The sequence below is a fragment of the Amycolatopsis sp. NPDC024027 genome (assembly GCF_040638975.1).
Taxonomy (GTDB): Bacteria; Actinomycetota; Actinomycetes; order Mycobacteriales; family Pseudonocardiaceae; genus Amycolatopsis.
The window spans coordinates 63,059-88,528 of sequence record NZ_JBEZYY010000026.1; the positions used below are offsets into that span (position 1 = coordinate 63,059).

18 protein-coding genes and 1 tRNA gene are annotated in these 25,470 nt (G+C 71.4%); 11 read left to right on the forward strand and 8 right to left on the reverse strand.

Features of this window, described 5'->3' with window-relative positions:
- The first annotated feature begins 88 nt into the window (after positions 1 to 88).
- Positions 89 to 823 carry a DUF899 domain-containing protein gene (locus AB0F52_RS42830; RefSeq protein WP_360183650.1) on the forward strand — a complete coding sequence of 245 codons (735 nt, stop codon included), beginning with the start codon at positions 89 to 91 and terminating at the stop codon, positions 821 to 823.
- Here AB0F52_RS42830 and AB0F52_RS42835 read toward each other — a convergent pair.
- The 4 genes from AB0F52_RS42835 to AB0F52_RS42850 form a co-directional block, all read right to left on the reverse strand.
- Positions 729 to 2,495, reverse strand: coding sequence for an FAD-dependent monooxygenase (locus AB0F52_RS42835; RefSeq protein ID WP_360183652.1), 1,767 nt, complete (start codon positions 2,493 to 2,495; stop codon positions 729 to 731). The two genes, AB0F52_RS42830 and AB0F52_RS42835, sit on opposite strands and share 95 nt — an antisense overlap.
- 75 nt (positions 2,496 to 2,570) lie before the next feature.
- Complete coding sequence (locus AB0F52_RS42840; protein WP_360183654.1) at positions 2,571 to 2,798, reverse strand: hypothetical protein; 228 nt, start codon at positions 2,796 to 2,798, stop codon at positions 2,571 to 2,573.
- 413 nt (positions 2,799 to 3,211) lie between these two features.
- Positions 3,212 to 3,288 (reverse strand) — tRNA-Arg (locus AB0F52_RS42845).
- Between the two features lie 674 nt (positions 3,289 to 3,962).
- Positions 3,963 to 4,346: a peptidase inhibitor family I36 protein gene (locus AB0F52_RS42850; protein ID WP_360183656.1), complete on the reverse strand. Its 384-nt coding sequence runs from the start codon at positions 4,344 to 4,346 to the stop codon at positions 3,963 to 3,965.
- Between the two features lie 230 nt (positions 4,347 to 4,576).
- Between AB0F52_RS42850 and AB0F52_RS42855 the strand changes: the two genes are divergently transcribed.
- Positions 4,577 to 5,779 carry an MFS transporter gene (locus AB0F52_RS42855; protein ID WP_360183658.1) on the forward strand — a complete coding sequence of 401 codons (1,203 nt, stop codon included), beginning with the start codon at positions 4,577 to 4,579 and terminating at the stop codon, positions 5,777 to 5,779.
- Positions 5,780 to 6,146: 367 nt separating this feature from the next.
- Positions 6,147 to 7,319, forward strand: coding sequence for an ATP-binding protein (locus AB0F52_RS42860; RefSeq protein ID WP_360183660.1), 1,173 nt, complete (start codon positions 6,147 to 6,149; stop codon positions 7,317 to 7,319).
- On the opposite strand, the gene AB0F52_RS42865 is transcribed toward AB0F52_RS42860, so the two are convergent.
- The gene (locus tag AB0F52_RS42865) at positions 7,293 to 7,931 is read right to left on the reverse strand and encodes a histidine phosphatase family protein (RefSeq protein WP_360183662.1); all 639 of its coding nucleotides are present in this window, start codon (positions 7,929 to 7,931) and stop codon (positions 7,293 to 7,295) included. The genes AB0F52_RS42860 and AB0F52_RS42865 overlap by 27 nt on opposite strands.
- 57 nt (positions 7,932 to 7,988) lie before the next feature.
- Here AB0F52_RS42865 and AB0F52_RS42870 point away from each other — a divergent pair, with 57 nt between their 5' ends.
- The 7 genes from AB0F52_RS42870 to AB0F52_RS42900 all read left to right on the forward strand — a co-directional run bounded on the left by AB0F52_RS42870 (position 7,989) and on the right by AB0F52_RS42900 (position 21,582).
- Entirely contained in the window at positions 7,989 to 9,998 is a 2,010-nt protein-coding gene (locus AB0F52_RS42870; protein ID WP_360183664.1) for a cytochrome c oxidase assembly protein, read from the forward strand.
- Between the two features lie 148 nt (positions 9,999 to 10,146).
- Positions 10,147 to 11,823 (forward strand): energy-dependent translational throttle protein EttA, encoded by a 1,677-nt coding sequence (ettA, locus tag AB0F52_RS42875; RefSeq protein WP_360183666.1) that lies wholly within the window; start codon positions 10,147 to 10,149, stop codon positions 11,821 to 11,823.
- A 16-nt stretch (positions 11,824 to 11,839) separates the two neighbouring features.
- A complete protein-coding gene (locus tag AB0F52_RS42880) occupies positions 11,840 to 14,674 on the forward strand; it encodes a hypothetical protein (RefSeq protein ID WP_360183668.1) in 2,835 nt (944 codons plus the stop codon).
- Between the two features lie 539 nt (positions 14,675 to 15,213).
- The gene (locus AB0F52_RS42885) at positions 15,214 to 20,220 is read left to right on the forward strand and encodes an NAD-glutamate dehydrogenase (protein ID WP_360183670.1); all 5,007 of its coding nucleotides are present in this window, start codon (positions 15,214 to 15,216) and stop codon (positions 20,218 to 20,220) included.
- On the forward strand, positions 20,217 to 20,636 hold the full coding sequence (locus tag AB0F52_RS42890) for a thioesterase family protein (RefSeq protein WP_360183672.1): 420 nt from the start codon (positions 20,217 to 20,219) through the stop codon (positions 20,634 to 20,636). Before AB0F52_RS42885 ends, AB0F52_RS42890 begins: the two co-directional genes overlap by 4 nt.
- Complete coding sequence (locus AB0F52_RS42895) at positions 20,629 to 21,264, forward strand: hypothetical protein (RefSeq protein ID WP_360183674.1); 636 nt, start codon at positions 20,629 to 20,631, stop codon at positions 21,262 to 21,264. The genes AB0F52_RS42890 and AB0F52_RS42895 overlap by 8 nt, the downstream gene beginning before the upstream one ends.
- A 63-nt stretch (positions 21,265 to 21,327) precedes the next feature.
- Positions 21,328 to 21,582: a hypothetical protein gene (locus AB0F52_RS42900; RefSeq protein WP_360183676.1), complete on the forward strand. Its 255-nt coding sequence runs from the start codon at positions 21,328 to 21,330 to the stop codon at positions 21,580 to 21,582.
- Here AB0F52_RS42900 and AB0F52_RS42905 read toward each other — a convergent pair.
- The 3 genes from AB0F52_RS42905 to AB0F52_RS42915 all read right to left on the reverse strand — a co-directional run bounded on the left by AB0F52_RS42905 (position 21,579) and on the right by AB0F52_RS42915 (position 24,569).
- Entirely contained in the window at positions 21,579 to 23,129 is a 1,551-nt protein-coding gene (locus AB0F52_RS42905) for a glycoside hydrolase family 13 protein (RefSeq protein ID WP_360183678.1), read from the reverse strand. The genes AB0F52_RS42900 and AB0F52_RS42905 overlap by 4 nt on opposite strands.
- The gene (locus tag AB0F52_RS42910; protein WP_103343338.1) at positions 23,126 to 23,509 is read right to left on the reverse strand and encodes a globin; all 384 of its coding nucleotides are present in this window, start codon (positions 23,507 to 23,509) and stop codon (positions 23,126 to 23,128) included. The genes AB0F52_RS42905 and AB0F52_RS42910 overlap by 4 nt, the downstream gene beginning before the upstream one ends.
- 109 nt (positions 23,510 to 23,618) lie before the next feature.
- The gene (locus tag AB0F52_RS42915; protein ID WP_360183680.1) at positions 23,619 to 24,569 is read right to left on the reverse strand and encodes a mechanosensitive ion channel domain-containing protein; all 951 of its coding nucleotides are present in this window, start codon (positions 24,567 to 24,569) and stop codon (positions 23,619 to 23,621) included.
- A gap of 394 nt (positions 24,570 to 24,963) precedes the next feature.
- Here AB0F52_RS42915 and AB0F52_RS42920 point away from each other — a divergent pair, with 394 nt between their 5' ends.
- Positions 24,964 to 25,461: an HNH endonuclease gene (locus AB0F52_RS42920; RefSeq protein ID WP_013228590.1), complete on the forward strand. Its 498-nt coding sequence runs from the start codon at positions 24,964 to 24,966 to the stop codon at positions 25,459 to 25,461.
- The last annotated feature ends 9 nt before the right edge of the window (positions 25,462 to 25,470 follow it).

Genomic DNA, 25,470 nt, shown 5'->3' on the forward strand with positions numbered 1-25,470 from the left:
TTCCATAGTGCTAAGCTGTCGAGATCACCTCGGGGGGACGAGCGTTCTGTTGATAGCGTCGAACGGCGATCGAGAAAGGAGAGCGGACATGACCCTACCGGCCGTAGTGTCCAGAGAGGAATGGCGCAAGGCGCGCATTGCCTTGCTGGCAAAGGAGAAGGACCTCACCAAGGCCCGTGACGAGCTGAACGCGCGACGCCGCGACCTGCCGATGGTCGAGATCGAGAAGAACTACACATTCGAGGGGACGGACGGCACGCTGAGCCTCCTCGACATGTTCGAAGGCCGCCGCCAGCTCATCCTGTACCACTTCATGATGACACCGGGCGACGACTGGCGCTGCGCAGGGTGTTCGCTGCTCGCCGACGGCATCAACCACCTCGAGCACCTGTATGCGCGGAACACCTCGCTCGTGGTGGTGTCCCGCGCGCCGCTGCCGGAGATCGAGTCGTTCAAGAAGCGGATGGGGTGGACGTTCCCGTGGTATTCGTCGTACGGCAGCGACTTCAACTACGACTTCCACGTCACGCTCGACGACTCCGTCGCGCCGCCCGAGTACAACTACCGGACTCCTGAGGAGCTCAAGGCCGCCGGCCAGTCCCACTTCACGCATGGCGACCAACCCGGCACCAGCGTGTTCCTCCGCGACGGGGCGCGGGTATTCCACACGTACTCGACGTTCAACCGCGGCAGCGAGTCGCTGTTGACGACCTACAACTACCTGGACCTCACGCCGCTCGGTCGCCAGGAGAACTGGGAGGAGCCGCCTGGTCGCGCCGATACGCACTCGCAGGGGTGGCTGCGCCTTCACGACGAGTACTGACGGTGTTGACCTTCTTGTTTCGCAGCACGCGCATCACCACGCCCGGCTTCGTCAGCGTCTGCGGCGGGTCGATGAGCCCGGCGACGCGGAAGAACGCCTCGGTGAGGCGCGGATCGTCGTGCGCGGCGGCCTGCAGGCGCGGCATGTAGACGTTACCGATCCGGGTCTTGAGCGACCTGCGGCCCGCGACGCCAGGGAAGCCGAGGTCGGCGCCCGCGGAGATGTCCCACGGCACGTCGACGATGCTCGAGATGTCGTGGTAGAAGCGCAGTGCCTGCGGCGTGCCGACGTCACGGATGTGCTGGCGCAGCGCGTGCGCTTCCATCGCGGCCACTGTCATGCCCTGGCCGTACACCGGGTTGAAGCTGCACACGCCGTCGCCGAGCACGAGCAGGCCGGCGGGGAACCGGCGCAGCCGTTCGTAGCGGCGGCGGGTGCTCGCGGGGAACCGGAACGTGGCCGCGTCATCCACCGGTTCCGCGTTCTTCACCGAGTCGTAGATCTCGGGCGCACCAACGGTTTTCGCGAACTCCAGGAACCCGGGTAGGTCGGTCGGCGGGTAGTCGCCGATCATGCCGGTGAGTGACAGCAGCGATGTGCCGTCGGACAGCTTCGGGAAGAACGCGCCGCGCGGGTTGGTCGGCGTGGCCAGCGGGTTGATCGACAGGTCGGTACCGTACGGGTCGGTGTCGAGACGGAAGATCCGGGTCGTGTACTGCAGGTCTACCTTGACCTTCTCTTCCTCGGGGCGCTCGTAGCCGTGCTCCTCCAGCCACGCGGGGGTGCGGGACCCGCGCCCGGTGGCGTCGACGACAAGGTCGGCGGAGAGCAGTTTTTGGTTGCCGTCCGTGCTGGTGACCCAGACACCGGTGACCTGGTGGTGGGTGAAGTCCAGCCGGTCGACACTCCACCGCTCCCACAGCGTGACGTTGGGGATCCTGAGCACGCGGGCACGCAGATGCGCCTCAAGCTCCGGGCGCGTCGCGGACACACTCAGCAGCCCGGATCGCGCCGGCGCGAACGGCCGACCTTCGAAATACCAGCGGATGTCCCCGGCGAGGTCGCCGGACGGCACCCCATGACCGACGAGTTCCCGCTCGAGCCCGGGGAAGAGCTCCTCGAGGATCTGTTGCCCGCGCGCGAGGAGCCCGTGCGCGTGCCGCCCGTGCGGCACGCCCCGCCGAGGCCCTTCGGCCCCGGACAGCGTGTCCCGATCCACGATGACGACGTCCTCGTAGGACTCGGACAACACGCGCGCGGTGAGCAACCCGGCCATCCCGCCACCGAGCACCACCGCACGGTTGCCAACGAATTCGCCCATAGTGGGCCGCCTCCCTAAAGCTGCGGTCATCAGTTCAGGAACAACCGTCACACGAGGAAGCACCGCGAACGTCTTCGGTGTTGCGATGTGGGATCTTCTGTGTTGCGGTGCGGGATGACGACTACTCCATTCGGCCGATTCCCGGTTGATGAACGTGCCCGAACCACGCGCCGGGCCCCTGCCCCTGCTCCGGCAGCTCGTTGACCCAGATGGCGAAGCCGGACTTGGTGTCGAAGGCGTACCCGCTCTTGCGGTCGCGGTGATGAAGATGTTCGTGAACACCGTGTCCGCCACCGGGAACTGCGGTTGGCCGCCGACGTAGGCCGGGACCACGATGTCCACATCGGACACCCGGACCCCTGGAAGACCTTGGAAGCCGAGAACAATTTCGTCACCTCGAATCCACAGTGGAATCTCTCGCGAAGATCAGGCCGCAGCTTCCGAATGGGACGATCGCGGGCGGGCGGCCGGCTGCCACCGGGTGTCCGTGCCCGCCGACGGCGATCGGCCGAGGGCAGGCGGCCGGGGTTTCGTGGTGAGTGGTGTCTCCGGCGTGGACGAAGCCGTGCTCGGCCGGGCCGCCAGGTGTCGCAGCTTGGTCAGGTGCCGCTGGACGAGCCCCGCGCGCCGGGCTTCGTCCAGGGCGGTACGCATGATGCTGTTGTCGCGGCGGCGACGGTGCCGTCCGCTGGTTCGGTTGTGGTCCACGGTGGATGTCTCCGCCTCCTTGACGGGTGGATGTCTCCCTCGATCGGGTGGGCGTGCCGCTGCGCCGGTGAGGGTTTCATTGCTCGGTGTGATCGCTCGGTTGCAGGGAAGCGCGACCGGCGCATTTGCCGTCCGGGTAACAAGGTTGTCTCGAGAAGAGCTCGGCCCGGGATCGTTGGGCCACCTGGCCGCTCGCACGGTGCGTCGTCTGGACCTGTGCGCACAGCGGGGGATTGCGAGGCGGCCACCGTCCACTGTGGGAGCACGACGGGGCCACGACGGCGGGAAAGGGTTCCGGTGTGGGGCCGGTCACGTGACCAGGGCTCGCCGTGCGCGGCCGCGCACGGCGTCTTCCCTGGTGGCGCCCCCGGCAGGACTCGAACCTGCGACCTAGAGATTAGAAGGCTCTTGCTCTATCCAGCTGAGCTACGAGGGCCCGCGCCGACGACCTGTACCGGCCGTGCCGGTCGCCCGGCATCGGCAGCTTAGTCGTCGCCAACCTCTCGATCGTTCGACACCGGCGAATCGTTTCAGGTCTCGTTCGACTTAATTCGAGAACTCGGCGGCAGCCGTGTCACGGCGGGGCGACCCACCGGGCCGGCACGCCGCCGGCTCGCCGGGAACGACGATGGTGCCGACCTGCGGGCGGTACTCGGCTGGGTGGCCATGTGCGTGCTGGTCGCGTGCCTGGTGGCGTGCCGGAGGGCATCGCTTCCTCGCTTTCCGGATCGGTCGGTGGGGCAGGCTGCGGCCGACCCTGCCGCGGGGGCCGGGTGAGGCTGGTCGTGTGTGGTCGGTCGCTCTGCGTGGTCGTCCCGGAAGTGCCGGCGGCCGCCGTGAACCCGAGGTCGCGAGGATCCCGCCGGAGCCGCCCGGCAAAGGACAGTCAGGAGCCACGGCGCCCGCCCGGCGGCGAGCAGCGGCGAGCGGGAGCCGCTGGAGCCCGCCCGGCGAAGACCTCCCGGGAGTCGGGCCCGTGGGCGCGCCACGCCGGAGAGGCGCGCCCACGGGTGGGGCCGCTGTCGGGGGAGCGGCCCCGGACGGGCCCGTCCGCCGCCGCGAGCCGGCTCCCCCGTGGAGCGGACGGCGGTGCGGGCCCAGCTCATGGCGTCACTCCCAGATCTGGATCCCGCGGACCAGGAACGGCGCGTCCGGCACGAAGGTGCCGCCGCCCGGGTAGGTGACGAAATCCCCCTCGGTCGAGCATTCCTCGCTCTGGTACACCGTGACGTCCCGGCTCAGCAGATTCGCGAACGACGATCCTTCGAATCCGTCGGGGAGCGGAATGCATTCTTCGGGATTGGCGGTGCGCAGGTCGAATCGCTGCGCGTCGCCGCCGTAGCGGTCTGCGGGCCAGACGCAGAATTCCCCCTTCCGGCAGGGCGGATCCGGCGGCGCGGAAGCGGCCTGGGCGACTCCCGTGCTGGTCAGCAGTCCGACGGTGGCCAGGATCAGCAGGTGCGGCAACCGGAAGCGGAGACGACGTGCGGACATGATGGTTTTCCCCTTTGCTGGATTTTCGGCCTCGTGGGCCGCGGTGAACGTGTGATTCCAGATTGGCGGGTGGAGGGGAAGTTGTCAGCCCGCGATTTCATTTCTGTGGACAAGTCGCCGGCGCGGGCGGGGTTGTCCACAGGTCCGCGAACAGGCCTTGCGGCCGGGGCGTACCGGTGTTACGTGCGCCCGTGCCAAGCTGCCAAGCTGGGGTGGCGGAAAGGGGAGCCATGCGGGATCGGATCGCGGTGTTCACCGTGTTCGCCCTCAACGGCCTCGCGGTGGGCTCCTGGGCGACGCGGACGCCCGCGCTGACCGCGCAGGTGCACGCTTCGCCGGGCGTTTTCGGGCTCGCCCTGCTCGCGGCCAGCGTCGGTCTGCTGGCCGCCGCCTCGGTGTCCGGGCGGATCGTCGAGCGCGCCGGTGCCAGGGCGTCGGTCGCGGTGAGCACCGGACTGGCCGCCGTCTCGCTGGTGCTGATCGGGTTCGCGCCCGTCGTCCCGCTCCTGGCCGGGGCGCTGTTCGTGATGGGCGTGAGCATCGGGATGCTGGACGTCGCGATGAACGTCGCCGCGGTGGCCGTCGAACGGCGGTCCGGCCGCCCGCTCATGCCGGTGTTCCACGCGGGGTTCAGCTTCGGCGCGCTGGCCGGCTCGCTGGCCGCCGGCCTCGCCGCCGGGCACGGCTGGTCCCCGGCGCGGCACCTCACCGCTGCCGCCGTCGTGACGGTCGTGGTGCTGGTGTCGATGATCCGCGCGGTCCCGGGCATCCGGCCGCGGCACGCCGCCGGACCCGTCGTGACCGCCGGCCGCCGGGCCCCGGTCCGCCGTCCGGTGCTGTGGCTGCTCGCCGCGGTCGCGTTGTGCTCGGCCATCGCCGAGGGCGCGGCGGGGGACTGGTCGGCGCTGCTGATGACGGCCGAACGCGGGGTCGGCCCGGGTGCGGCGGCCCTGGCGTTCGCCGGGTTCCAGCTGGTCATGACGCTCGTGCGGCTGGCCGGGCCGTGGGTGCAACGGCGGCTCGGGCCGACCCGCTGCCTCGTCGGGGGCGCGGCACTGGCGACGGCCGGGTTGCTCGCCACGGCGACGATCCCGGTCGCCGCCGCCGGTTACGTGGGCTTCGCGCTGGCCGGGGCGGGTCTCGCCGCCTCGTTCCCGCTCGCGCTGAGCCTGGCCGGGGACGCCGGGAAACGCGCCGACGGGACCGGCGGGGAACGCGAAATCGGCTTCGTCACGGCCATCGCGTACACCGGGTTCCTCGGTGGGCCGCCGCTGATCGGCGGGATCGCGCAGGCGGCGGGCTACGGCGTGGCGTTTTTGTTCGTCGCGCTGGTCGCCGCGCTGATCCTGCCGGCCGCGATCGCGGCCCGGCGGTCGCGGCGACGCGAGGAGGCGGGGCAGGTGGCCGGCCGATTCCGGCCGGACCGCGCCTGACCCGGTCCGCGGCGCCGTGCGGAAGCTGCGCAGGGGGCGGGCGGTTCCCGCCGGACCGCAGCCGACCCGGTCCGCGGCGCCGGCTGTCCGGGGTCGGCCTGCGGTGCGGAAGCTGCGCAGGGGCGGGCTGGTTCCCGCCGGACCGCAGCTGCCTCCGTCCGCAGCGCCGGCTGCCCGGTAGTCGCCCTGCGGAGGCCGAGCAGGTCGCCGTCCATTCCGGCCGGACCGCCCGCTGCCGTGACCCGTTGACAGCGCCGAACCGCTCGGGGCAAGCTGATCCGGGTCGGTAAACTGAAATGAATACGGCGACGTTTCAATTTCAGGTCGGCTGATCAAGGCGGGGGCGCCTTGACCCGGGGAGGACGTCGTGAGAGTTGTGCTGCTCGGCGGAGCGGGGGCGCTCGCCGGCGGAAGCGGGCGGTGGGGCGGGCTGTCGCTCGTCCAGAGCGCCGTGCCGCGGCTCGTTCTGGTGCCCGCCGCGTTCCGGCTGGCGCTGTTCCTGCAGGCGGTCTGGTCCACCGGCGCGCTCGCCGCGCCGGCGCTCTGGCTCACTGTCGTGTTCTTCGTCGTGCCCAACCTCCTGGAGGTGGCCTGGGTCTTCCGCCGCGCCACCGGCATCCGGCCGGTTCTCGCCGCCGACACCGCGTACACGCTCGTCACGAGCTTGGCGGCGGCGGCCTTCGCGCCCGGCCTGCTCACCCTGACCTGGCCCAACATCATGGGCACGGTCATGGTCTGGACCCTGCTGCGCGGCGCGCCGTCCGGGGCGGTCGCCGTCCTCGGCGCCGTGCTCCTGCGGTACGGCATGGCCGCGGTGTCGGGCACCTCGGCCCCCGCGACGTGGATCCTGCTGGCCCTGGTCGCGGCCGCCGCGACGGCGCTGGCCATCGTGCTGCTGGTCGCCGGGTCGATGCGCTTCGCGCTCGGGCTGGGCGAACAGCGCGGCCGCGCGGCCGAGCGGGAGCGGCACCGCCGGGACGTCCACGACACCGTCCTGCAGGTGATGGAGTCCCTCGCGCTGCCCGCGCCCGGGGACGCGCTCGACCCGCGGGGCAGCCTCGACCAGGTCCGCCGCACCGCCCGCGCGCAGGCCCTGCGGCTGCGGCTGAGCCTCGACGGTGACGCGCCCGCCGAGCCGGGCGGGCTCGAACACCGCCTCGGTGCGCTGGCGGTCGAGATGACGGCCGACGGTCTCCGCGTCGACCTCGTGGTCCTCGCGAAGCCCACGGACGTCCCCGAAGCCGTCGTCAACGCCCTTCACGACGCAACCCGCGAAGCACTGCGAAACACCTTGAAGCACGCGAGGACGGCGAAGGCCGTGGTGTGCCTTGAAGAGCGCGAAGACGTCGTCACGGTGTCCGTGCGCGATCACGGCACCGGCTTCGACCTCGCCGCGAGCCACGTCGGGTTCGGCATCGAGAACTCGATCCACGCGCGGATGGCCGAGATCGAGGGCGCCGCGCGCATCGACTCGGCGCCCGGCCACGGCACCCGCGTCGTGCTGACCGCGCCGCTAAAGCTGGGTTTCCCCGTCGGGTGAGTCCCGCCACTGGGCGAACGGGCGGTCCAGCGCCCACTTGCCGTCCTGCTCTTCGAGGACGCGGTATTCGCAGGTCGCCGGGTTGGACAGGGATTCGAACAGCTCGATGCTCCAGCCGAAGAGCCGCCGGCACAGCAGCCGCAGCGTGAGCCCGTGGGAGACGATCAGGACCGTCTCCGGGTGACTTTCCTCGCGCATCCGCAGGTCCGAGAGGAACGCCGCCACGCGGTCGTCGACGTCCGCGCCCGACTCGCCGAACGGCAGCCGGTAGAAGAAGTGCCCGAACTCGTGGCGCCGCGCCTTCTGGACCTCCTGCTCGGCCGGGTCCTGCAGGTTGCCCCAGTCCTGCTCGCGCAGCCGCGGCTCCTGGACCAGCCGCTCGCACGACGCCCGGATGTCCAGCAGCCGCAACGTCTCCCGGGTGCGCAGGTACGGGCTGACGTACACCGCGGGCCGCGAGCCGTCGAGCAGCCGGGCGATCTCCGGCGCCACCGCGCGGGCCTCCTGCTCTCCCCGGGCGGTCAGCGGCAGCGCGTGGTCGGGGATCCGCGTGTAGGCGAGCTCGTCGACGTTGCCGAGCGACTCGGCGTGCCGCAGCAGGATCATCTTCACGGCTCCCATCCTGCCCGTCACACGGGCCTGACCGGGGCTGGGCATACGCTCAGGGGCGTGTCCGCGACGAAATCCGACGTCCCCACCCAGCGCCGGGCCAGCGTGCTGCCCCTGCTCGTGGTCGGTGTCCTGCTGGCCGCCGTGGTCGCGATCGGCCTGATCGCGCTCACCGGCGGGGCCGGTTACGCCATCGCCGGCCTGCCCGATCCGGGGCTGGTCACCAAGTACGGCATCACCGTCATGCGCGTGGTGTCCGAATCCGCGTCGGTGATCTGCGTCGGGTCGCTGCTGCTGGCCGCCTTCCTGGTGCCGCCGCAGAAGTCCGGGACCCTCGGGCCCGAGGGCTACGGCGCCCTGCGCGCGGCGGGGATCGCCGCGTGGGTGTGGTTCGCCGCGGCCCTGCTCTCGGTCGCCTTCACCGCCGCCGACACCGCCGGAAAGCCGTTCGGTGACGTCCTGGACCCGCAGACGCTGCTCGACCTCGTCGGCGCCATCGAACAGCCGAAGGCGTGGCTGTGGACGGCGCTGATCGCGATCCTCATCGCGCTCGGCTGCCGGCTCGCGCTGTCCTGGGGCTGGACGGCGGTGCTGTTCTTCGCCGCCGTCGGCGGGCTGGTCCCGGTCGCCGTCACCGGGCACTCCGCCAGCGGCGGCTCGCACGACGTCGCCACCAACAGCCTGCTGTTCCACCTGGTCGCCGCGGCGCTGTGGGTCGGCGGCCTGGTCGCCCTGCTGGCGCTGGGGTACCGGCGCGGGGGCCACCTGAGCCTGGCCGCGCAGCGGTTCTCCAAGCTGGCCCTGGTCTGCTGGATCGTGATGGCGCTCTCCGGAGCGGTCAACGCGCTGGTGCGGATCGGCCTGAACGACCTGTTCACCACCGACTACGGCCTGCTCGTGGTGGCCAAGACGGTGGCGCTGCTGCTGCTCGGGGTGTTCGGCCACCAGCAGCGCGAAAAGGGCGTCGCGAACCTCGTCGACGGCAAGGGCGGCGCCCAGCTGCTGCGCCTGGCCTCGGTCGAGATCCTGATCATGTTCGTCACCATCGGCATCGCCTCCGGGCTGGCCAGGACGCCGCCGCCGGCGGACGCGATCACCCAGCCGTCCACCACCGAGCTGCTGATCGGCTACAACCTCGACGGCGCGCCGACGGTGTGGCGGCTGCTCTTCGACACCCGCTTCGACCTCGTTTACGGAACGCTCGCGCTGGTATTGGGCGGCCTGTACCTCGCCGGGGTCCGGCGGCTGCTGCGCCGCGGCGACACCTGGCCGGTGGGCCGCACGGTCGCCTGGATCGCCGGCTGCGTGGTGCTGCTGATCGCGACGTCGTCGGGCGTCGGCCGGTACGCGCCCGCGATGTTCAGCGTGCACATGGGCAACCACATGCTGCTCTCGATGGTGGCGCCGGTGCTGTTCGTGCTCGGCGGGCCGGTGACGCTCGCGCTGCGTGCCCTGCCGGCCGCGGGCAAGGACGCCCCGCCCGGGCCGCGCGAGTGGCTCGTCGCCTTCGTGCATTCGCCGGTGTCGCGGTTCCTGACCCACCCGGTGGTCGCGCTGCTGATGTTCGTCGGCTCGTTCTACGCGCTCTACTTCTCCGGCCTGTTCGACACCGCCCTGAACTACCACTGGGCGCACCTGGCGATGAACGGGCACTTCCTGCTCGCCGGGTACGTCTTCTACTGGCCGGTGATCGGCGTCGACCCGGCGCCGCGGCGGATCCCGTACCTCGGCCGGCTCGGGATGATGTTCGCCGCGATGCCGTTCCACGCGTTCTTCGGCGTGATCCTGATGAGCAAGCAGACGGTCATCGGGCAGGTCTTCTACGGCCAGCTGCACCTGCCGTGGGTCACCGACCTGCTCGCCGACCAGCGGCTCGGCGGCGGCATCGCGTGGGCCGCCGGCGAGGTCCCGGTGCTGCTGGTGCTGATCGCGCTGCTGGTGCAGTGGTCGCGTCAGGACGAGCGCGAGGCGAAGCGGCGTGACCGGCGCGAAGCGGTGACGGGCGACGAAGAGCTGAACGCCTACAACGCGATGCTGAAGAACCTCGCCGAGGGCAAGCGGGCCGACTGAGTCTCGACGTCCGGTTGAGCTTGAGCCGCTGTCCGGCTGCCGGGAAAACGGCCGTTTCGGTAGTCTCGCCGTGATCTCGGGCTGACTTTCGGTAGTGCGGTGGTGACCGGCGTCGAGCCGCGATCAAGCGCGCTCTACGATCGTGGGTATGGCCGAGTTCATCTACACCATGAAGAAGGTGCGCAAGACCGTCGGGGACAAGGTCATCCTCGACGACGTCAGCACCGCGTTCTACCCCGGCGCCAAGATCGGCGTGGTGGGGCCGAACGGTGCCGGTAAGTCCACCGTTCTCAAGATCATGGCGGGGATCGAGCAGGCCAGCAACGGCGAAGCGTTCCTCCAGCCCGGCGCCTCCGTCGGCATCCTCATGCAGGAGCCGGTGCTCAACGAGGAGAAGACCGTCCGGCAGAACGTCGAGGAGGGCCTCGGCGAAGTCAAGGTCAAGCTCGACCGGTACAACGAGATCGCCGAGCTGATGGCGACCGACTACAGCGACGAGCTCATGGAGGAGATGGGCCAGCTCCAGGAGGAGCTGGACCACGCCGACGCCTGGGAGCTCGACTCGACCGTCGAGCAGGCGATGGACGCGCTCCGCTGCCCGCCGCCGGACGAAGGCGTCTCCCACCTCTCCGGTGGTGAGCGCCGCCGGGTCGCGCTGTGCAAGCTGCTGCTGTCGGCGCCCGACCTGCTGCTGCTCGACGAGCCCACCAACCACCTGGACGCCGAAAGTGTCCTGTGGCTGGAGCAGTTCCTCTCCCGCTACGCCGGCGCCGTCCTCGCCGTCACCCACGACCGGTACTTCCTGGACAACGTGGCCCAGTGGATCATGGAGATCGACCGCGGCCGCGTCGTCGGCTACGAGGGCAACTACTCGACGTACCTGGAGAAGAAGCGCGAGCGCCTCGAGGTCCAGGGCAAGAAGGACCAGAAGCTCGCGAAGCGCCTGAAGACCGAGCTCGAATGGGTGCGGTCCAACGCCAAGGCGCGGCAGACGAAGTCCCGTTCGCGCCTCGACCGCTACGAGGAGATGGCGGCGGAGGCCGACAAGCACCGCAAGCTCGACTTCGAAGAGATCCAGATCCCGCCGGGCCCGCGGCTGGGCAACGTCGTGGTCGAGGTCGAGAAGCTGCGCAAGGGCTTCGACGAGCGTGTCCTCATCGACGGGCTGTCGTTCGACCTGCCGCGCAACGGCATCGTCGGCGTGATCGGCCCGAACGGCGTCGGCAAGACCACGCTGTTCAAGACCATCGTCGGGCTCGAGGAGCCGGACGGCGGCGAGGTCAAGATCGGCGAGACGGTCAAACTGTCCTATGTGGACCAGAACCGCGGCGGGATCGACCCGAAGAAGACCGTCTGGCAGGTCGTCTCCGACGAGCTGGACTACATCCACGTCGGGCAGACCGAAATGCCGTCGCGGGCGTACGTCAGCGCGTTCGGCTTCAAGGGCCCGGACCAGCAGAAGCCGGCGGGCGTGCTCTCCGGTGGCGAGCGCAACCGGCTCAACCTGGCGCTGACGCTCAAGCAGGGCGGGAACCTGATCCTGCTCGACGAGCCGACGAACGACCTGGACGTCGAGACGCTGGGCTCGCTGGAGAACGCGCTGGAGCAGTTCCCCGGCTGCGCCGTCGTGATCTCCCACGACCGGTGGTTCCTCGACCGGGTCGCGACGCACATCCTGGCCTGGGAAGGCACCGACGAGAACCCCGCGCAGTGGTTCTGGTTCGAGGGCAACTTCGAAGGGTACGAGAAGAACAAGGTCGAGCGGCTCGGCGCCGAAGCGGCCCGGCCGCACCGCGTCACCCATCGCAAGCTGAAGCGCGACTGAGGGGGCGGGTTTCCCCGTGGAAGCCAGCAAACAGCACCGGACGGGCCCGTTCTCGCGCAGTGAGAGCGGGCGCTCCGTCAATGCCGGGGGAACCCTCTCCGCAGTCGGCCGGCTGATCGAGCGGGCGGACGCCCTGCACCTGCGGGCGCCCGAGCTCGCGCTGGTCCTCGGCGAGCGCGCGGCCGCGCTGGCCGAGGCCGCGAGCGCCGACGAGCAGTGGATCCGGGCCGAGAGCCTGGTCGTGTCCGCGCGCGTCCGGGTCGGCGACCGCCCGGGGACCGTCGGGCGCGCGGTCGCGGCCCTGCGCGCGGCCGAGCACGCGGGCTACGGCGACATCGCCGCGCGCCTGCGCATCGACCTCGCCGTCTGCGCCCGCAGCCTCGGCGTGCCCCTGGCCGGCCTCGCCGCGTTGCGGCCGGTGCTCACCGATCCGGTGGTCTCGCCGGTGCACCGCGCGGCCGCGTTGTGCCACCTGGTGGGCTGCCTGGGCCAGCTCGGACGCAAGTCGGAGCTGGACCGCGTGCTCGTGGAGGCGGACAAGCTCGTCGTCGGCGACGACTCGCTGGGTGCGGACACCCAGCTGCTGGTGCGGGCGCTGCTGCGCGTCGGCACGGCCGCCCACCGGCGGCGCCACGGTGACTTGACGGCGGCGGCCGACGCCGCCCGGACCGGGCTCGGCTTCCTGGAGAAGCTCGACAACCCGGCCGACGACGGCGGTCTCGTCCGCATCCGGCTGGTGCTGCTGCTGGTCAGCACGCTGCTCGACCGCGGCGACGCCGAAATGGCGTACGAGATCGCGGAGCCGGTGCTGGCCGAGCCGGTGCGGGCGGCGGGCGTCGCACCGATGGGCTGGCTGCGGCTGGCCGTCGCGACGCGCGTCCACTTGCCCGCGGGTTCCGGCGAAGCGGCGATCGAGCTGGTCCGCGAAGCCGTGGCGAGCACGGACCGGCACGGGCTGTCGGCGATCACCGCGCGATTGTGGCTGGAGCTGGCGCAGCTGCAGGAGCGGTTCGGGCAGGCGGAGGAGGCCATCGCGTGCCTGTACCGCTCGCGGGCGGCGGAGCAGCTGCACGCCCGGGCCCGGCGGCAGGCGTGCGGCGTGCTGGCCGGCGAGTTCGGCACGGGGCAGCCGGCCTCGGTGGATTTGGACGAGGTGCTGAAGGCGGTGCCGTCCGGGGCTTCGCCCCGAGCCGGGGGCTCCGCCACCCGGACCCCCGAAAGCAGCGTGCCGTCGCGGCCGGTCCCGGTCGTCGCGGCCGAGCCGGTTTCCCAGCCGGTTCCTCAACCCCAGCCGGAGCCGCGGACGCCGGCGTGGTCGTTCGGGCGGCCGCGGGTGACCGCCGATGCCGCGGAGACGACGTTGATGCCGGCGGTGCGGGACGAGCCGGCGGCGCAGCCGGGGTCCCGGGTGCGCCCGGAGCCGATCGAGGTGCGGGCGCCGGAGCGCCGGCCTGGTGAGCCGGGGACGGCACCGAAGCCGGTCGCGTCACGGCCGGGCCGAGGAGCGGAGCAGCCGGAGCCTGGTGAGCCGCGGCCGGTGTTCCGGCCGGGGCCCGTCGAGACGAGGTCGGCGCGGGGGCCCGAGCTTGCCGAGCCGCGGTCGGCTGGGCTCGGTTCGGGGCACGGGCCGGAGTTTGGTGAGTCGGCGGAGCGTGGTGCTGGGCGGGAGTCGGGGTACCGGCCGGAGCCTGGCGAGTCGGCGGGGCGTGGAGCTGGGCAGCGGTCGGCGCACGGGCCGGAGTTTGGTGAGTCGGCTGGTCGTAGTGCTGGGCGGGAGTCGGGGTACCGGCCGGAGCCTGGCCAGTCGGTGGAGCGTGAAGCTGGGCTGGGGTCGGAGCACCGGCCGGAGTCGGCGGGGCGTAGGCGGCGGCCCGAGCCCGTTGAGCCGCCGTTGGCGGAGCGCGGTCTGGAGCCGGACTTCGGGTCGGAGTCTCCCGCGCTGCGGCCGGCGCCTGGGCCGGAGTATCGATCCGAGCCGGCTGACCGCGAGCCTGAGTCGCGGTCGGCGCCCGGCGAGGTGCGGCCTGAGCCTGCTGAGCCCCGGTCGGCTGAGCGTGAGCCGGACTTCGCATCGGAACCGGCCGAGGCGCGGCCCGAGCCGACTGACGTGCGGTTCACCCAGGAGGCTGTCGAGGCGGCACCCGCCGAACTCGGCAAGACCAAGTTCTCCTGGGCCGCGCTGGCCGAAGCGCGGCTGCGGGAGACCGCGGCCGAACGGGAGTCGGCGCCCACGCGCGTCACCCCGGCGTTGCCGCTCGCTCCCGAGCCCGCCGCCGAGCGGGAGCCGTGGGGGTCCGAGGGGCGCCGGCAGGAGCCGCCACCGTCGACGCGCCACGACGCCGAGCACGGCTCGGAAGCCGCGCGTTCGGTGCTGGACCGCCTGGGCATCTCGGCCTCCGGCGGCGCCGGGGGCCGTCGCCGTGCGGAAGACGCCGACCGGCCGCGCGCCGAGGAACCGGCGCGCCCGGAGCCGGAGCTCGCCCCGCCGCCGCGGCCGGAGGACGAACCACCGTCGGTGCCGGACTACCGCGACGAAGCCGAGCCGTGGTTGCCGCGGCTGCGGATGCCACCGTCGCTGGAACCGATGGAGGACTTCGGCCACTGGACGCCGGCGACGGCCCCGTTCCCGGAGAGCTACGCCCGCGCGATCGCGGAGGACGAGCCCCCGCCGGACGCCGGCCTCGCCGACCTGCTCGCCCGCGCCCTCGCCGAGCACCAGGCGGGCACGGCCAGCGCGGCGGCGCTGGTCAAGCAGCTCGACTCCCAGAACGCGGGCCGCCGCAACGGCCACGGTCGCAACGGCCACGGCGCCGAGGTGCCGGACTCCCGCGGCCACCGCTCGCGCGACTGACCTGCTGAGGACTCGCAAAGCCGGACCGCCCTGGCTCGGGGAGCCGCGGCCTGAGCCGTTGGGCGCTGCCCCCGATTGCCACGCTACCGAGGGGCACCGACAGTTTTGCCGCGGTCGGCGAACCACGGGACCGCACGGCGGCCAGTTCATCCCGGCCGGGGTCCGGTCGCCGAGGCACCCCTATCCGTCGCCGACCCGCCCCGGCGCGAACGCAGTGGGATCCGTCGCACTCCGGCGTCGCCGACCGGCCGACAGCGTTCGCCGAACGGCAGCGGGCCCGATCAACTGAACCGATCACGTTGGCCCCGTGCCGGGTGGCGTCCGCCGAGCACGGCTGGTCAGCGCCGCGCCGTAGCCTCGAAGACAACCCGTCAGTAGCTTGACCGATCCCGCGAATCCCAAGCCCCGGAAGGGTTTTCGGGGCTCGGGGAACCTCCGGGTCTTCATGTGATCCGGGATCGCGCGCATTACTGTGGGGTGGCCGGCTCAACGCCGAACCGGCGCGGTGCCACCTCACGCAAACTGGAGAGTTGCCTCAAATGAGCTCGACCGGAGTCTCGTCCCTTCCCGGAACCGGAGCCGACGCCGAACCCGAATTCGGCGCTTCGCGCTCCCCGGCCAGCCCGGAGCAGATCAGGGACGACCTGATCGACGCCGCGGCCGGGCTGGCGCCGGAGATCGGTGAGCTCATCCGGCTCTACTACCGGCACATCCCGCCCGAAGAGATCGTCGGCGACGAGCCGGTCAACCTGGTCGGCGCCGTGCGGTCGCACCTGCAGTTGGCCAAGCACCGGATGCCCGGCCGCCCGGCCGTGCGGCTGCTGAACCCGACCGTCGCCGAAGACGGGTGGGCTCGCGAAGCCACCGTGGTGCAGGTCGTCACCGACGACATGCCCTACCTGGTCGACTCGATCGCCGCGGAGTTCGCCCGGGACGGCGTCCAGGTGCAGCGGATCGTTCACCCGATCGTGGTGGTCACCCGTGACCTCACCGGTGAGCTGCAGGAGGTCCACCCCGAAGCGGACCCGGCCGAGCCGCCCGCGAACTCGGCCGCCGAGTCGTGGATGTACATCGAGATCGACTTCGTCACCGATCGCAACCGGGCCCGCGAGCTCGACAACCGGCTCTCCAGCGTGCTGGGTGACGTCCGCGAGGTCGTCGAGGACGCCGAGAAGATGGCCCAGACCGCGTGCCAGCTGGCGAGCGAACTGGAGACGGCCCCGCCGCAGCTGCCCCAGGACGAGATCGCCGAGGGCGCCCGCCTGCTGCGCTGGCTGGCCGACGGCCACTTCACCTTCCTCGGCTACCGCCGCTACGAACTGATCGACAACCCGCACCCCGACACCGACGAACCCGCTCTGCGTGCCGTCCTCGCGTCGGGCCTGGGCGTGCTGCGCCAGGACAGCCTCGCCGCCCGCGGCCTGACCGCCGGCCCGGACACCGCCGCCACCGCCCTCGCACCCACGCTGCTGGTGCTGACCCAGGCCAGCGCGCCCTCGACCGTGCACCGGCCGGTCTACCCGTACTACGTCGGCGTGAAGACCTTCGACGCCGAGGGCACCGTCACCGGCGAGCACCGCTTCCTCGGCATGTTCACCACCACCGCGCTGCACGAGAACGTCCTCGACATCCCCGTGGTGTGCAAGCGGGTCCGCGAGGTCATCCACCGCGCCGGCTTCCCGATCGAGTCGTTCTCCGGCCAGCGGATGCTGGAGATCCTGCAGAACTGGCCGCGCGCGGACCTGTTCTCCGCCGACACCGACTCGCTGTACTCGACGACCACTGGCGCGATCACGCTTTCCGACCGCCGCCGGCTGCGGCTGTTCCTGCGCCGCGACCCGTACGGCCGCTTCTACTCCTGCCTCGTCTACCTCCCGCGCGACCGCTACACGACGCGCTCGCGGCTGGCGATGCAGGAAGTCCTGCTCGAAGAGCTCGAAGGCACCCAGCTCGAGTACAGCGCGCGGATCGGTGAGACGGTCCTGGCGCAGGTCCACTTCGTCGTGCACACCGACCCGGCCCGCCGGCTCGAGCCGGACACGCTCAACATCCAGGACCGGCTGAACGACGCCGTCCGCACCTGGGACGACCGGATGGTCGAGGCGGTCCTCGACGAACGCCGTGAGCGGGCCGACGGCGGCGTCGCGGTCGGGATCGTCGGCGAGGAATCGGCCACCGAGCAGGGCCAGCGCTTCGCGAGCGTCTTCCCCGAGGGCTACAAGGAGGACTTCACCGCCGAAGAGGCGCTGGCCGACCTCCGCTCGCTCGACTCGCTCACCGACGAAGGCGACCTCGCGCTGTCGTTCTACCAGCCCGCCGACGCCGGGCCGGGCGAGCGCCGCTTCAAGCTCTACCTGCGCGGCGAAGGCGTCACGCTCTCGAAGGTGCTCCCGGTGCTGCAGGCGATGGGCGTCGAGGTGGTCGACGAGCGGCCGTACGAGCTGCACCGCGAGGACGGCGGTGCGTGCTGGATCTACGACTTCGGCCTGCACGTCGACCAGAAGATGCTCGACGAGTCCGACGGCGACGCCGTCGCCGAGCTGCGCGGCCGCTTCCAGGACGCCTTCGAGGCCGCCTGGCGGGGCGACGCCGAGGTCGACGGCCTCAACGGCCTCGTCCTGCGCGCCGGGCTCACCTGGCGCCAGGCCGCCGTGCTGCGCGCGTACTCGCGGTACCTGCGCCAGGCCGGCAGCGCGTTCTCCCAGGACTACATCCAGAACACACTGCTGAACCACACCCCGGTCGCGACCAAGCTCCTGCGGCTGTTCGAGGCCCGGTTCGCGCCCACGCTGTCCGACGCCGACCGCGAAGCCACGACCGAAGCGCTGGCCGCCGAGCTGAACGCGATGATCGACGAGGTCACCAGCCTCGACGAGGACCGGATCCTGCGCCGCCTGATGGCCGTCATCCGGGCCACGCTGCGGACGAACTACCACGTCATGGGCACCGACGGGAGGCCGCGGCCGTTCCTGGCCATCAAGCTCGACCCGGCCGGCGTGCCCGACCTGCCCGAACCGCGGCCGAAGTTCGAGATCTTCGTGTACTCGCCGCGCGTCGAAGGCGTGCACCTGCGCTTCGGCGAGGTCGCGCGCGGTGGCCTGCGCTGGTCGGACCGGCGCGAGGACTTCCGCACCGAAATCCTCGGCCTGGTCAAGGCGCAGGCGGTGAAGAACGCGGTGATCGTGCCGGTGGGCGCGAAGGGCGGCTTCGTCGTCAAGCGCCCGCCGGCCGCGACCGGGGACGCGAGCATCGACCGCGACGCCCAGCTCACCGAGGGCATCGCCTGCTACCGCATGTTCATCTCCGGCCTGCTCGACCTGACCGACAACCGCATCGAGGGCAAGACCGTGCCCGCCCCCGGGGTCGTCCGGCACGACGCCGACGACTCCTACCTGGTCGTCGCCGCCGACAAGGGCACCGCGAAGTTCTCCGACATCGCGAACGAGGTCTCCGCCCAGTACGGCTTCTGGCTGGGCGACGCGTTCGCCTCCGGCGGCTCGGTCGGTTACGACCACAAGGCCATGGGCATCACGGCGAAGGGCGCGTGGGAGAGCGTCAAGCGGCACTTCCGCGAGCTGGGCAAGGACACCCAGACCGAGGACTTCACCGTGGTCGGCATCGGCGACATGATGGGCGACGTCTTCGGCAACGGCATGCTGCTCTCCGAGCACATCCGCTTGGTCGCGGCCTTCAACCACATGCACGTCTTCCTCGACCCCAACCCCGACGCGGCGACCTCGTACGCCGAACGACGGCGGCTGTTCGACCTGCCGCGCAGCTCCTGGGACGACTACGACCGCTCGCTGATCAGCGAAGGCGGCGGGATCTACCCGCGCACGGCGAAGTCGATCCCGATCAGCCCGCAGGTCCGCACGGCGCTGGGCCTCGAGGAGGGCGTCACCGCGCTGGCACCGATGGACCTGATCCAGGCGATCCTGCTGGCCCCGGTCGAGCTGCTGTGGAACGGCGGCATCGGCACCTACGTCAAGGCGGAGAGCGAAAGCCACCAGGCAGCTGGTGACAAGGCCAACGACGCCATCCGCGTCGACGGCCACCAGCTGCGCGTCAAGGTGTTCGGCGAAGGCGGCAACCTGGGCCTCACGCAGCTGGGCCGGATCGAGTTCGCCCGCCGCGGCGGGCCGGGCGGCGAAGGCGGCAAGATCAACACCGACGCGCTGGACAACTCGGCCGGCGTCGACTGCTCCGACCACGAGGTCAACATCAAGATCCTGCTCGACCACCTCGTCCAGACCGGCAAGCTCGAGCGCGAACAGCGCAACGAGCTGCTGGAGGAGATGACCGACGAGGTCGGCGCGCTGGTCCTCGAGGACAACTACCGGCAGAACGCCGTCCTCGGCGTCAGCCGGGCGCACGCCGCGCCGATGCTGTCGGTGCACGCGCGCCAGGTGCAGGCGCTGGTGTCCGCGGGCGCCTTCGACCGCAAGCTCGAAGCGCTGCCGAGCAACTCGGAGTTCCGCGAGCTGGAGAAGGCGGGCAAGGGCCTGACCTCGCCGGAGCTGGCGACCCTGCTCGCGCACGTCAAGCTGGAGCTGAAGGACGAGCTGCTGGCCAGCGACCTGCCCGACTCGAAGGTGTTCGCGGCCCGGCTGCCCGAGTACTTCCCGAAGCCGCTGCGCGAGCGGTTCGGCTCCGCGATCGGCGAACACCCGCTGCGCCGGCAGATCATCACCACGCTGATCGCCAACGAAGTGGTCGACGGCGGCGGCATCTCGTTCGTCTACCGGCTGATGGAGGAGATGAACGCGACGGCGACGGACGCGGTGCGCGCGTACGCCGTGGTGACGCAGGTGTTCGACCTGCCCGCGCTGTGGAAGGAGATCGACGCGCTCGACAACGTCGTGCACACCGACGTCGCCGACGCGATGGTGCTGGAGACGCGGCGGCTGCTCGACCGGGCCGCGCGCTGGTTCCTCACCAACCGGCCGCAGCCGCTGGCCCCGCTCTCGGAGATCAAGCGCTTCAGCCGGGTACTGGGCAAGCTCGTGCCGAAGCTCGGCGACCTGCTGCGCGGCCGCGAGGCCGAGTCGGTGGACAAGCACGTGAACGAGCTGATCACCGCGAACGTGCCGGAAGGGCTGGCCCGCCGGGTTTCGCTGCTGCTGCACACCTACGGCCTGCTCGACGTCACCGAGGTGGCCGAGCTCGCCGAGCAGCAGATCGGCGTGGACGCCACGCACAGCCCGGCCGAGACGGCGGAGCTGTACTACGCGCTCTCGGCGCACCTGGACATCGACCAGATGCTCACCGAGATCAGCAAGCTCGAACGCGGCAACCGCTGGCACGCGCTCGCCCGGCTTTCCCTGCGCGACGACGTCTACAGCTCGCTGCGCGCGATCACGCTGGACGCGTTGCGGCACAGCGATCCCGGCTCGTCAGGGGACGCCAAGATCGCCCAGTGGGAGAAGACGAACGCGTCCCGGCTGCAGCGGGCGCGCGTCGCGCTCGACGAGATCACCAAGTCCGGCCGGCTCGACCTGGCGACGCTTTCGGTGGCGGCCCGCCAGATCCGGAGCACGGTACGGTGACCTACGTTTCGCTGATCCGCCCGCGCTGGACGGACATGGACGTCTACGGCCACATCAACCACGCGAAGATGGTGACGCTGCTCGAAGAGGCGCGGATCCCGCTGCTGTTCGAGGGCGCCGTCGAGGCCGGGCTCGAGCAGCTGCCGAAGGGCATCGTCGTGGTCCGCCTGGAGGTGGCCTACAAGGCGCCGGTCGTGGTGTCCGGACAGCAGCTGCGCGTCGACATCGACCTGACCGAGCTGCGCGCGGCGAGCTTCACGCTGGCCTACCGCGTCCACACCGGGCCCGGAGAGGACGACCCGGTGGCGGTCACGGCCGAGACGCTGCTGGCGCCGTACGACACGGTCGAGTTGCGGCCGCGTAGGCTCACCCCGGCCGAGTCGGAGTTTCTGAAGCAGGGGTTCGCGGATGCCTGAGTTGTTCGTGCCGGACGCGGCCGACCGGGAGACCCTCGGGGCGTTCGTCGCCCGTGCGGTCCGGCTGGACGGCCAGACGGCCGTCCGGCTGCGGCAGCGCGGCGACGGCGTGGTCGAGGCCTGGACGGCGACGCCGTTCGAGTGCCTGGCCACCCGCGCGGTGGCCGGCGACGTCACCCCCGGCGACGTCACGGTGTCCGGCAACGAGCTGCTCGCGGCACTGACCGTGGCGGGCGGCCCCCGGATGGACCCGGGCCCGGCCCGCGACCTGCTGTGGCACGGCGAGCTGCCCCCGTCGGGCCGCTGGCCGCTGATCGACGAGCTCCCGGCGCGGGTGGTGTCCGAGCTGGCGGACCGCGGAGTGACCCTGGCCAGGGACAACGCCGGCCCGCACGGCACCCCGCCGGCGTCGCTGATGGACCAGGCGGTCCTGACCGTGAGCGGCGGTTCGGTCGAGGTCAAGGTGCAGATGCGCTGCCTGTTCGCGATGTCCGGCATGGGTTTCGTGGATTCGGACGTCGAGGGTGACGTCGTCCGCGTGACGGCGACGGACTCGTGGCTGCGCCTGGACGCCCGGTACGGCGCGATCGTCCGGCGCCGGCACGCGTTGCTGCCGCTGGTGTTCTGACTCGTTCTGACGAAGTCCTTACGGCGGCCACCGCTCCTCGTCGGGCGGTGGCACGCTGGAGGGATGAGCGCGGACGAAGACCCGACCGCGGACTTCCTGGAGTCGGTGCGCACCGACGAGGAAACGCCGTGGCGGCGCGACCGTCCGGCGGCCGAGCAGGCGCCGGAGCGCGCCGAAAGACCTGAGAGGTGGGGCCGCACGCGTGCGGCGGGCCGGGCGGCTGCCCAGGCGGCGCCCTACCTCCAGGCCGCGGCGCTGGTGGCCTGGCTGGCAAGCGGCGCCTTCGACGACGGTTCCGGTCCGGGCGACCAGGGCTAGACGAGCCAGACGGCCGAGTCCGCGGGCAGTTTCCCGTCCACCAGCGGGCTGCTCGACAGCAGCACCTCACCCGGCGGCAACGCGATGGGCGACGCCGAGGTGTTCAGCGCGCACACCAGCCCACCCCCGCGCCGCCGGAAGGCGAAACACCCGGCCGGCGCGCCGTACCACTCCAGCTCGTCGCCGCTGAACGCCGAATGCGTCTTCCGCAGCTCGATCGCGGCCCGGTACAGCGAGAGCGTCGAGTCCGCATCCTCGATCTGCTTCTCGACCGTCAGCCCGGCCCACTCCGAGGGCATCGGCAGCCAGGTGCGCGGGTTGCGCGAGAACCCGAACGGCGGCAGGTCGCCCTCCCACGGCAGGGGCACCCGCGAAACGTCCCGCCCGAACTCGGCCCCGCTGGTCTTCGCGCGCGGGTCGGCCATTTCCGAAAGGGACAGCTCGACGTTCGCCAGCCCCAGCTCTTCGCCGTTGTACAGGTACACCGTGCCCGGCAGCGCCAGCTCCACCAGCGCCATGGCCCGCGCTCGCCGCACGCCCACCGCACCGCCGCCGTAGCGGCTGACCTGCCGCCAGACGTCGTGGTTGCCCAGCGTCCAGGTCGCCGGGGCGCCCGTGCGGGCCGGGACCGTCAGGGAGCGCTCGATGGCCGTGCGCATGGCGTCGGCGTCGAAGTGGGTCAGCACCAGCCGGAAGTTGAACGCCAGGTGCAGCTCGCCGGGCCGCAGGTAGCGCGACAGGCGTTCCTCGCCGGTCACCCAGATCTCGCCGACCGCCATCGCGTCCGGGAACTCGTCGAGCACCTTGCGGATCATCTGGTGGATCTCGTGGACGCCGTCGTGGTCCCAGCGCGGGTCGTAGTAGTGGCTCGGCCCCTGCCCGGCGGCGCGCGGGTCCATGTCCGGCAGGCCGGGCGGTTTGGCCATGCCGTGCGCGACGTCGATGCGGAAGCCGTCGACGCCGCGTTCGAGCCAGAACCGCAGGGTGCGTTCGAGGTCGGCGGCGACCTCCGGGTTGGCCCAGTTCAGGTCCGGCTGCTGCGGCGCGAACAGGTGCAGGTACCACTGCCCGTCCGGCACCCGGGTCCAGGCCGGACCGCCGAACGCGCTGACCCAGTTGTTCGGCGGGTCCTCGCCCTTCGGGCCGACACCGTCGCGGAAGATGTAGCGGTCGCGCTCCGGGCTGCCCGGCGCGGCGGCCATCGCCGACTTGAACCAGGCGTGCTGGTTGCTGGTGTGGTTCGGGACGACGTCGACGGTGACCTTGATGTTGCGCTTGTGCGCCTCGGTCAGCAGGACGTCGAAGTCGCCGAGGGTGCCGAACATCGGGTCGACGTCCCGCGGGTCGGCGATGTCGTAGCCGTGATCGGCCATGGGGGAGCGGTAGAACGGCGTCAGCCACAGCGCGTCGACGCCCAGCAGCTCCAGGTAACCGAGCCTGGAGTGGATGCCTTCCAGGTCTCCGACGCCGTCACCGTCCGAATCGGCGAACGAGCGTACGTAGACCTGGTAGAAGACGGCGTCACGCCACCAGGCTTCTTCTCTCATACGAAGCTGTTCATCATGCTGTGCGCGGCCATCTCCAGGTAGGCCCAGAGCTGGCCGCGGTACGGCTCTTCCAGGTTCTCCTCGTCGACGGCGATCCGGATGCAGCGCAGCCAGGCGTCCCGCTCCAGCGGCCCGATCTTGAACGGCGCGTGCCGCATCCGCAGCCGCGGGTGCCCGCGCTGGTCGGAGTAGGTGTGCGGGCCGCCCCAGTACTGCATGAGGAACAGCCGGAACCGCTCCTCGGCGGGACCGAGGTCTTCTTCGGGGTAGAGGGGGCGGAGGATCTCGTCGCGCGCGACCTCCTCGTAGAACCGCCCGACGATCCGGCGGAAGGTCGGTTCGCCGCCGACCGCTTCGTAGAGGTTCGCCGGTTCGCTCACTGCAGACACGCCTTCCATTTTGCCCTTGGGGTGCGGGTTCCCGACGCCCGGTCCGCTCAACACCGGTTCGTCGCGAACCCGCTCCCCAGCGTAACGGCGCTCGCGGCCGCTACTTCCCGCCCGCCGGGGCCGCCGGCGGGAACAACCGGCCGAGGGGCGGGTCGAAGCCGGCCTCCTCCAGGGCCGCCAGCAGCTGGCCGCGCAAGGCCCGCTGCACCGCCCACTGCTTGCCGGGGCGCACCTTCACCGTCAGGCGCAGCTGGAGGCCTTCCGGTGTGACGCTTTCCACACCCAGCATCTCCGGCGGCTCGAGGATGTTGTCCTTCAGCGCGTCGCTCTCGGTGGCGGTGGAGGCCGCGGCTGCGAGCACGGCCGCCGCGCGCTCGACGTCGGCGGTGTAGCCGAGGGGGACGTCGACGAGCGCCACCGCGAAACCCTGGCTCGAGTTGCCGACGCGCAGCACCTCGCCGTTGCGGACGTACCAGACCGTGCCCTTGACGTCACGCAGCGTCGTGATCCGGAGGCCGACGGACTCGACCGTGCCGGACGCCTCGCCGACGTCCACGACGTCGCCGACGCCGTACTGGTCCTCGACCATCATGAAGATCCCGGACAGGAAGTCCTTGACCAGGTTCTGCGCGCCGAACCCGATCGCGACGCCGATGATGCCCGCCGAGGCGATGATCGGGCCCAGGTTGATGCCGAGTTCGCCCAGCACGAGGATGAACGCCAGGCCGTAGACCAGGAACGTCGCCATCGACTTCAGCACCGAGCCGATGGTCATCGCGCGCTGGCGGCGCCGTTCGATGACGGCCGAGCCGAGCACCTCCGGGGCGCGCTCACGCAGGGGACGCAGCAACGACGGGAGCTTGCCGCCCGTCTTCGGCAGGGTCGTGACGCGGTTGATCAGCCTTCTCAGGATCAGGCGCACCAGGAATGCGATCACGATGATCATCAGGATCTTGACCGGCTTGGTGATCAGCCAGTTCGCCGAGCCCGCCAGCCACAGGTTGTTCGTGACGTCATACACCGTGTAGCAGAACGTGCTGGGGTCCTTCACGCAAGGCGGGTCGGCGGAGGGAAGCAGGGAGAGCACGGCGGTTCGTTCATCCTTCCGATCGGGTCGGCCGCCCCAACGCCGAGTGGATGTTGGGTCGCGGGGATGTGACACGTCTTGTAACACACGTGCGCTGGGGGCCTGTTCTGTGGTCGACTATGCCTACGCCCCTGGAGGTGGTCGAGTGCCAGACCGACAACCCAGCCCCCGCGGCGTCTCCGGCCAAGCCACGGCCGACGAGACGCCAGAGGTGGTTCTGCGTGCCTATCCGGGGGGTTCCGCATCCGGCGGAGCCGTCCCGGCCGGGCCGGGGACCCGCCCAGGGGGAGTGACCCGCCCGCCCGGACAGCGTAGTAGAGGCCGGGATCCGGCCGCCCCGAGCTGGGGCCGACGCCGGGTGCTCCTGCTCAACGCCACTTTCGAGCCGCTGACCGCGTTGCCGCTGCGGCGCGCGGTCGTGCTCGTGATGTGCGGCAAGGCCGAAGTGGTCCACGGTGACCCCGGCGGGATCGAGCTGCATTCGGCGAAGGTTTCGCTGCCGGTGCCCTCGGTGATCCGCCTCAGCACGTACGTGCGCGTGCCGTATCGCGCGCAGGTACCGCTGACGCGAGCCGGGCTCATGCACCGCGACCGGTACCGCTGCGCCTACTGCGGCGGGCGGGCCGAGACGATCGACCACGTCATCCCGCGCAGCCGGGGCGGCCCCCACAGCTGGACCAACTGCGTCGCCTGCTGCGCCAAGTGCAACCACCGCAAAGCGGACCGGCTGCTCTCGGAGATCGGCTGGCGGCTGCGCATCGTCCCGCGGGCGCCCCACGGCCCGCACTGGCGGCTGCTCGCGCACTCCAAGGAGGCCGACCCGCTCTGGCGGCCGTATCTCGGCTCCGCCGCTTAGTTCCTCCAG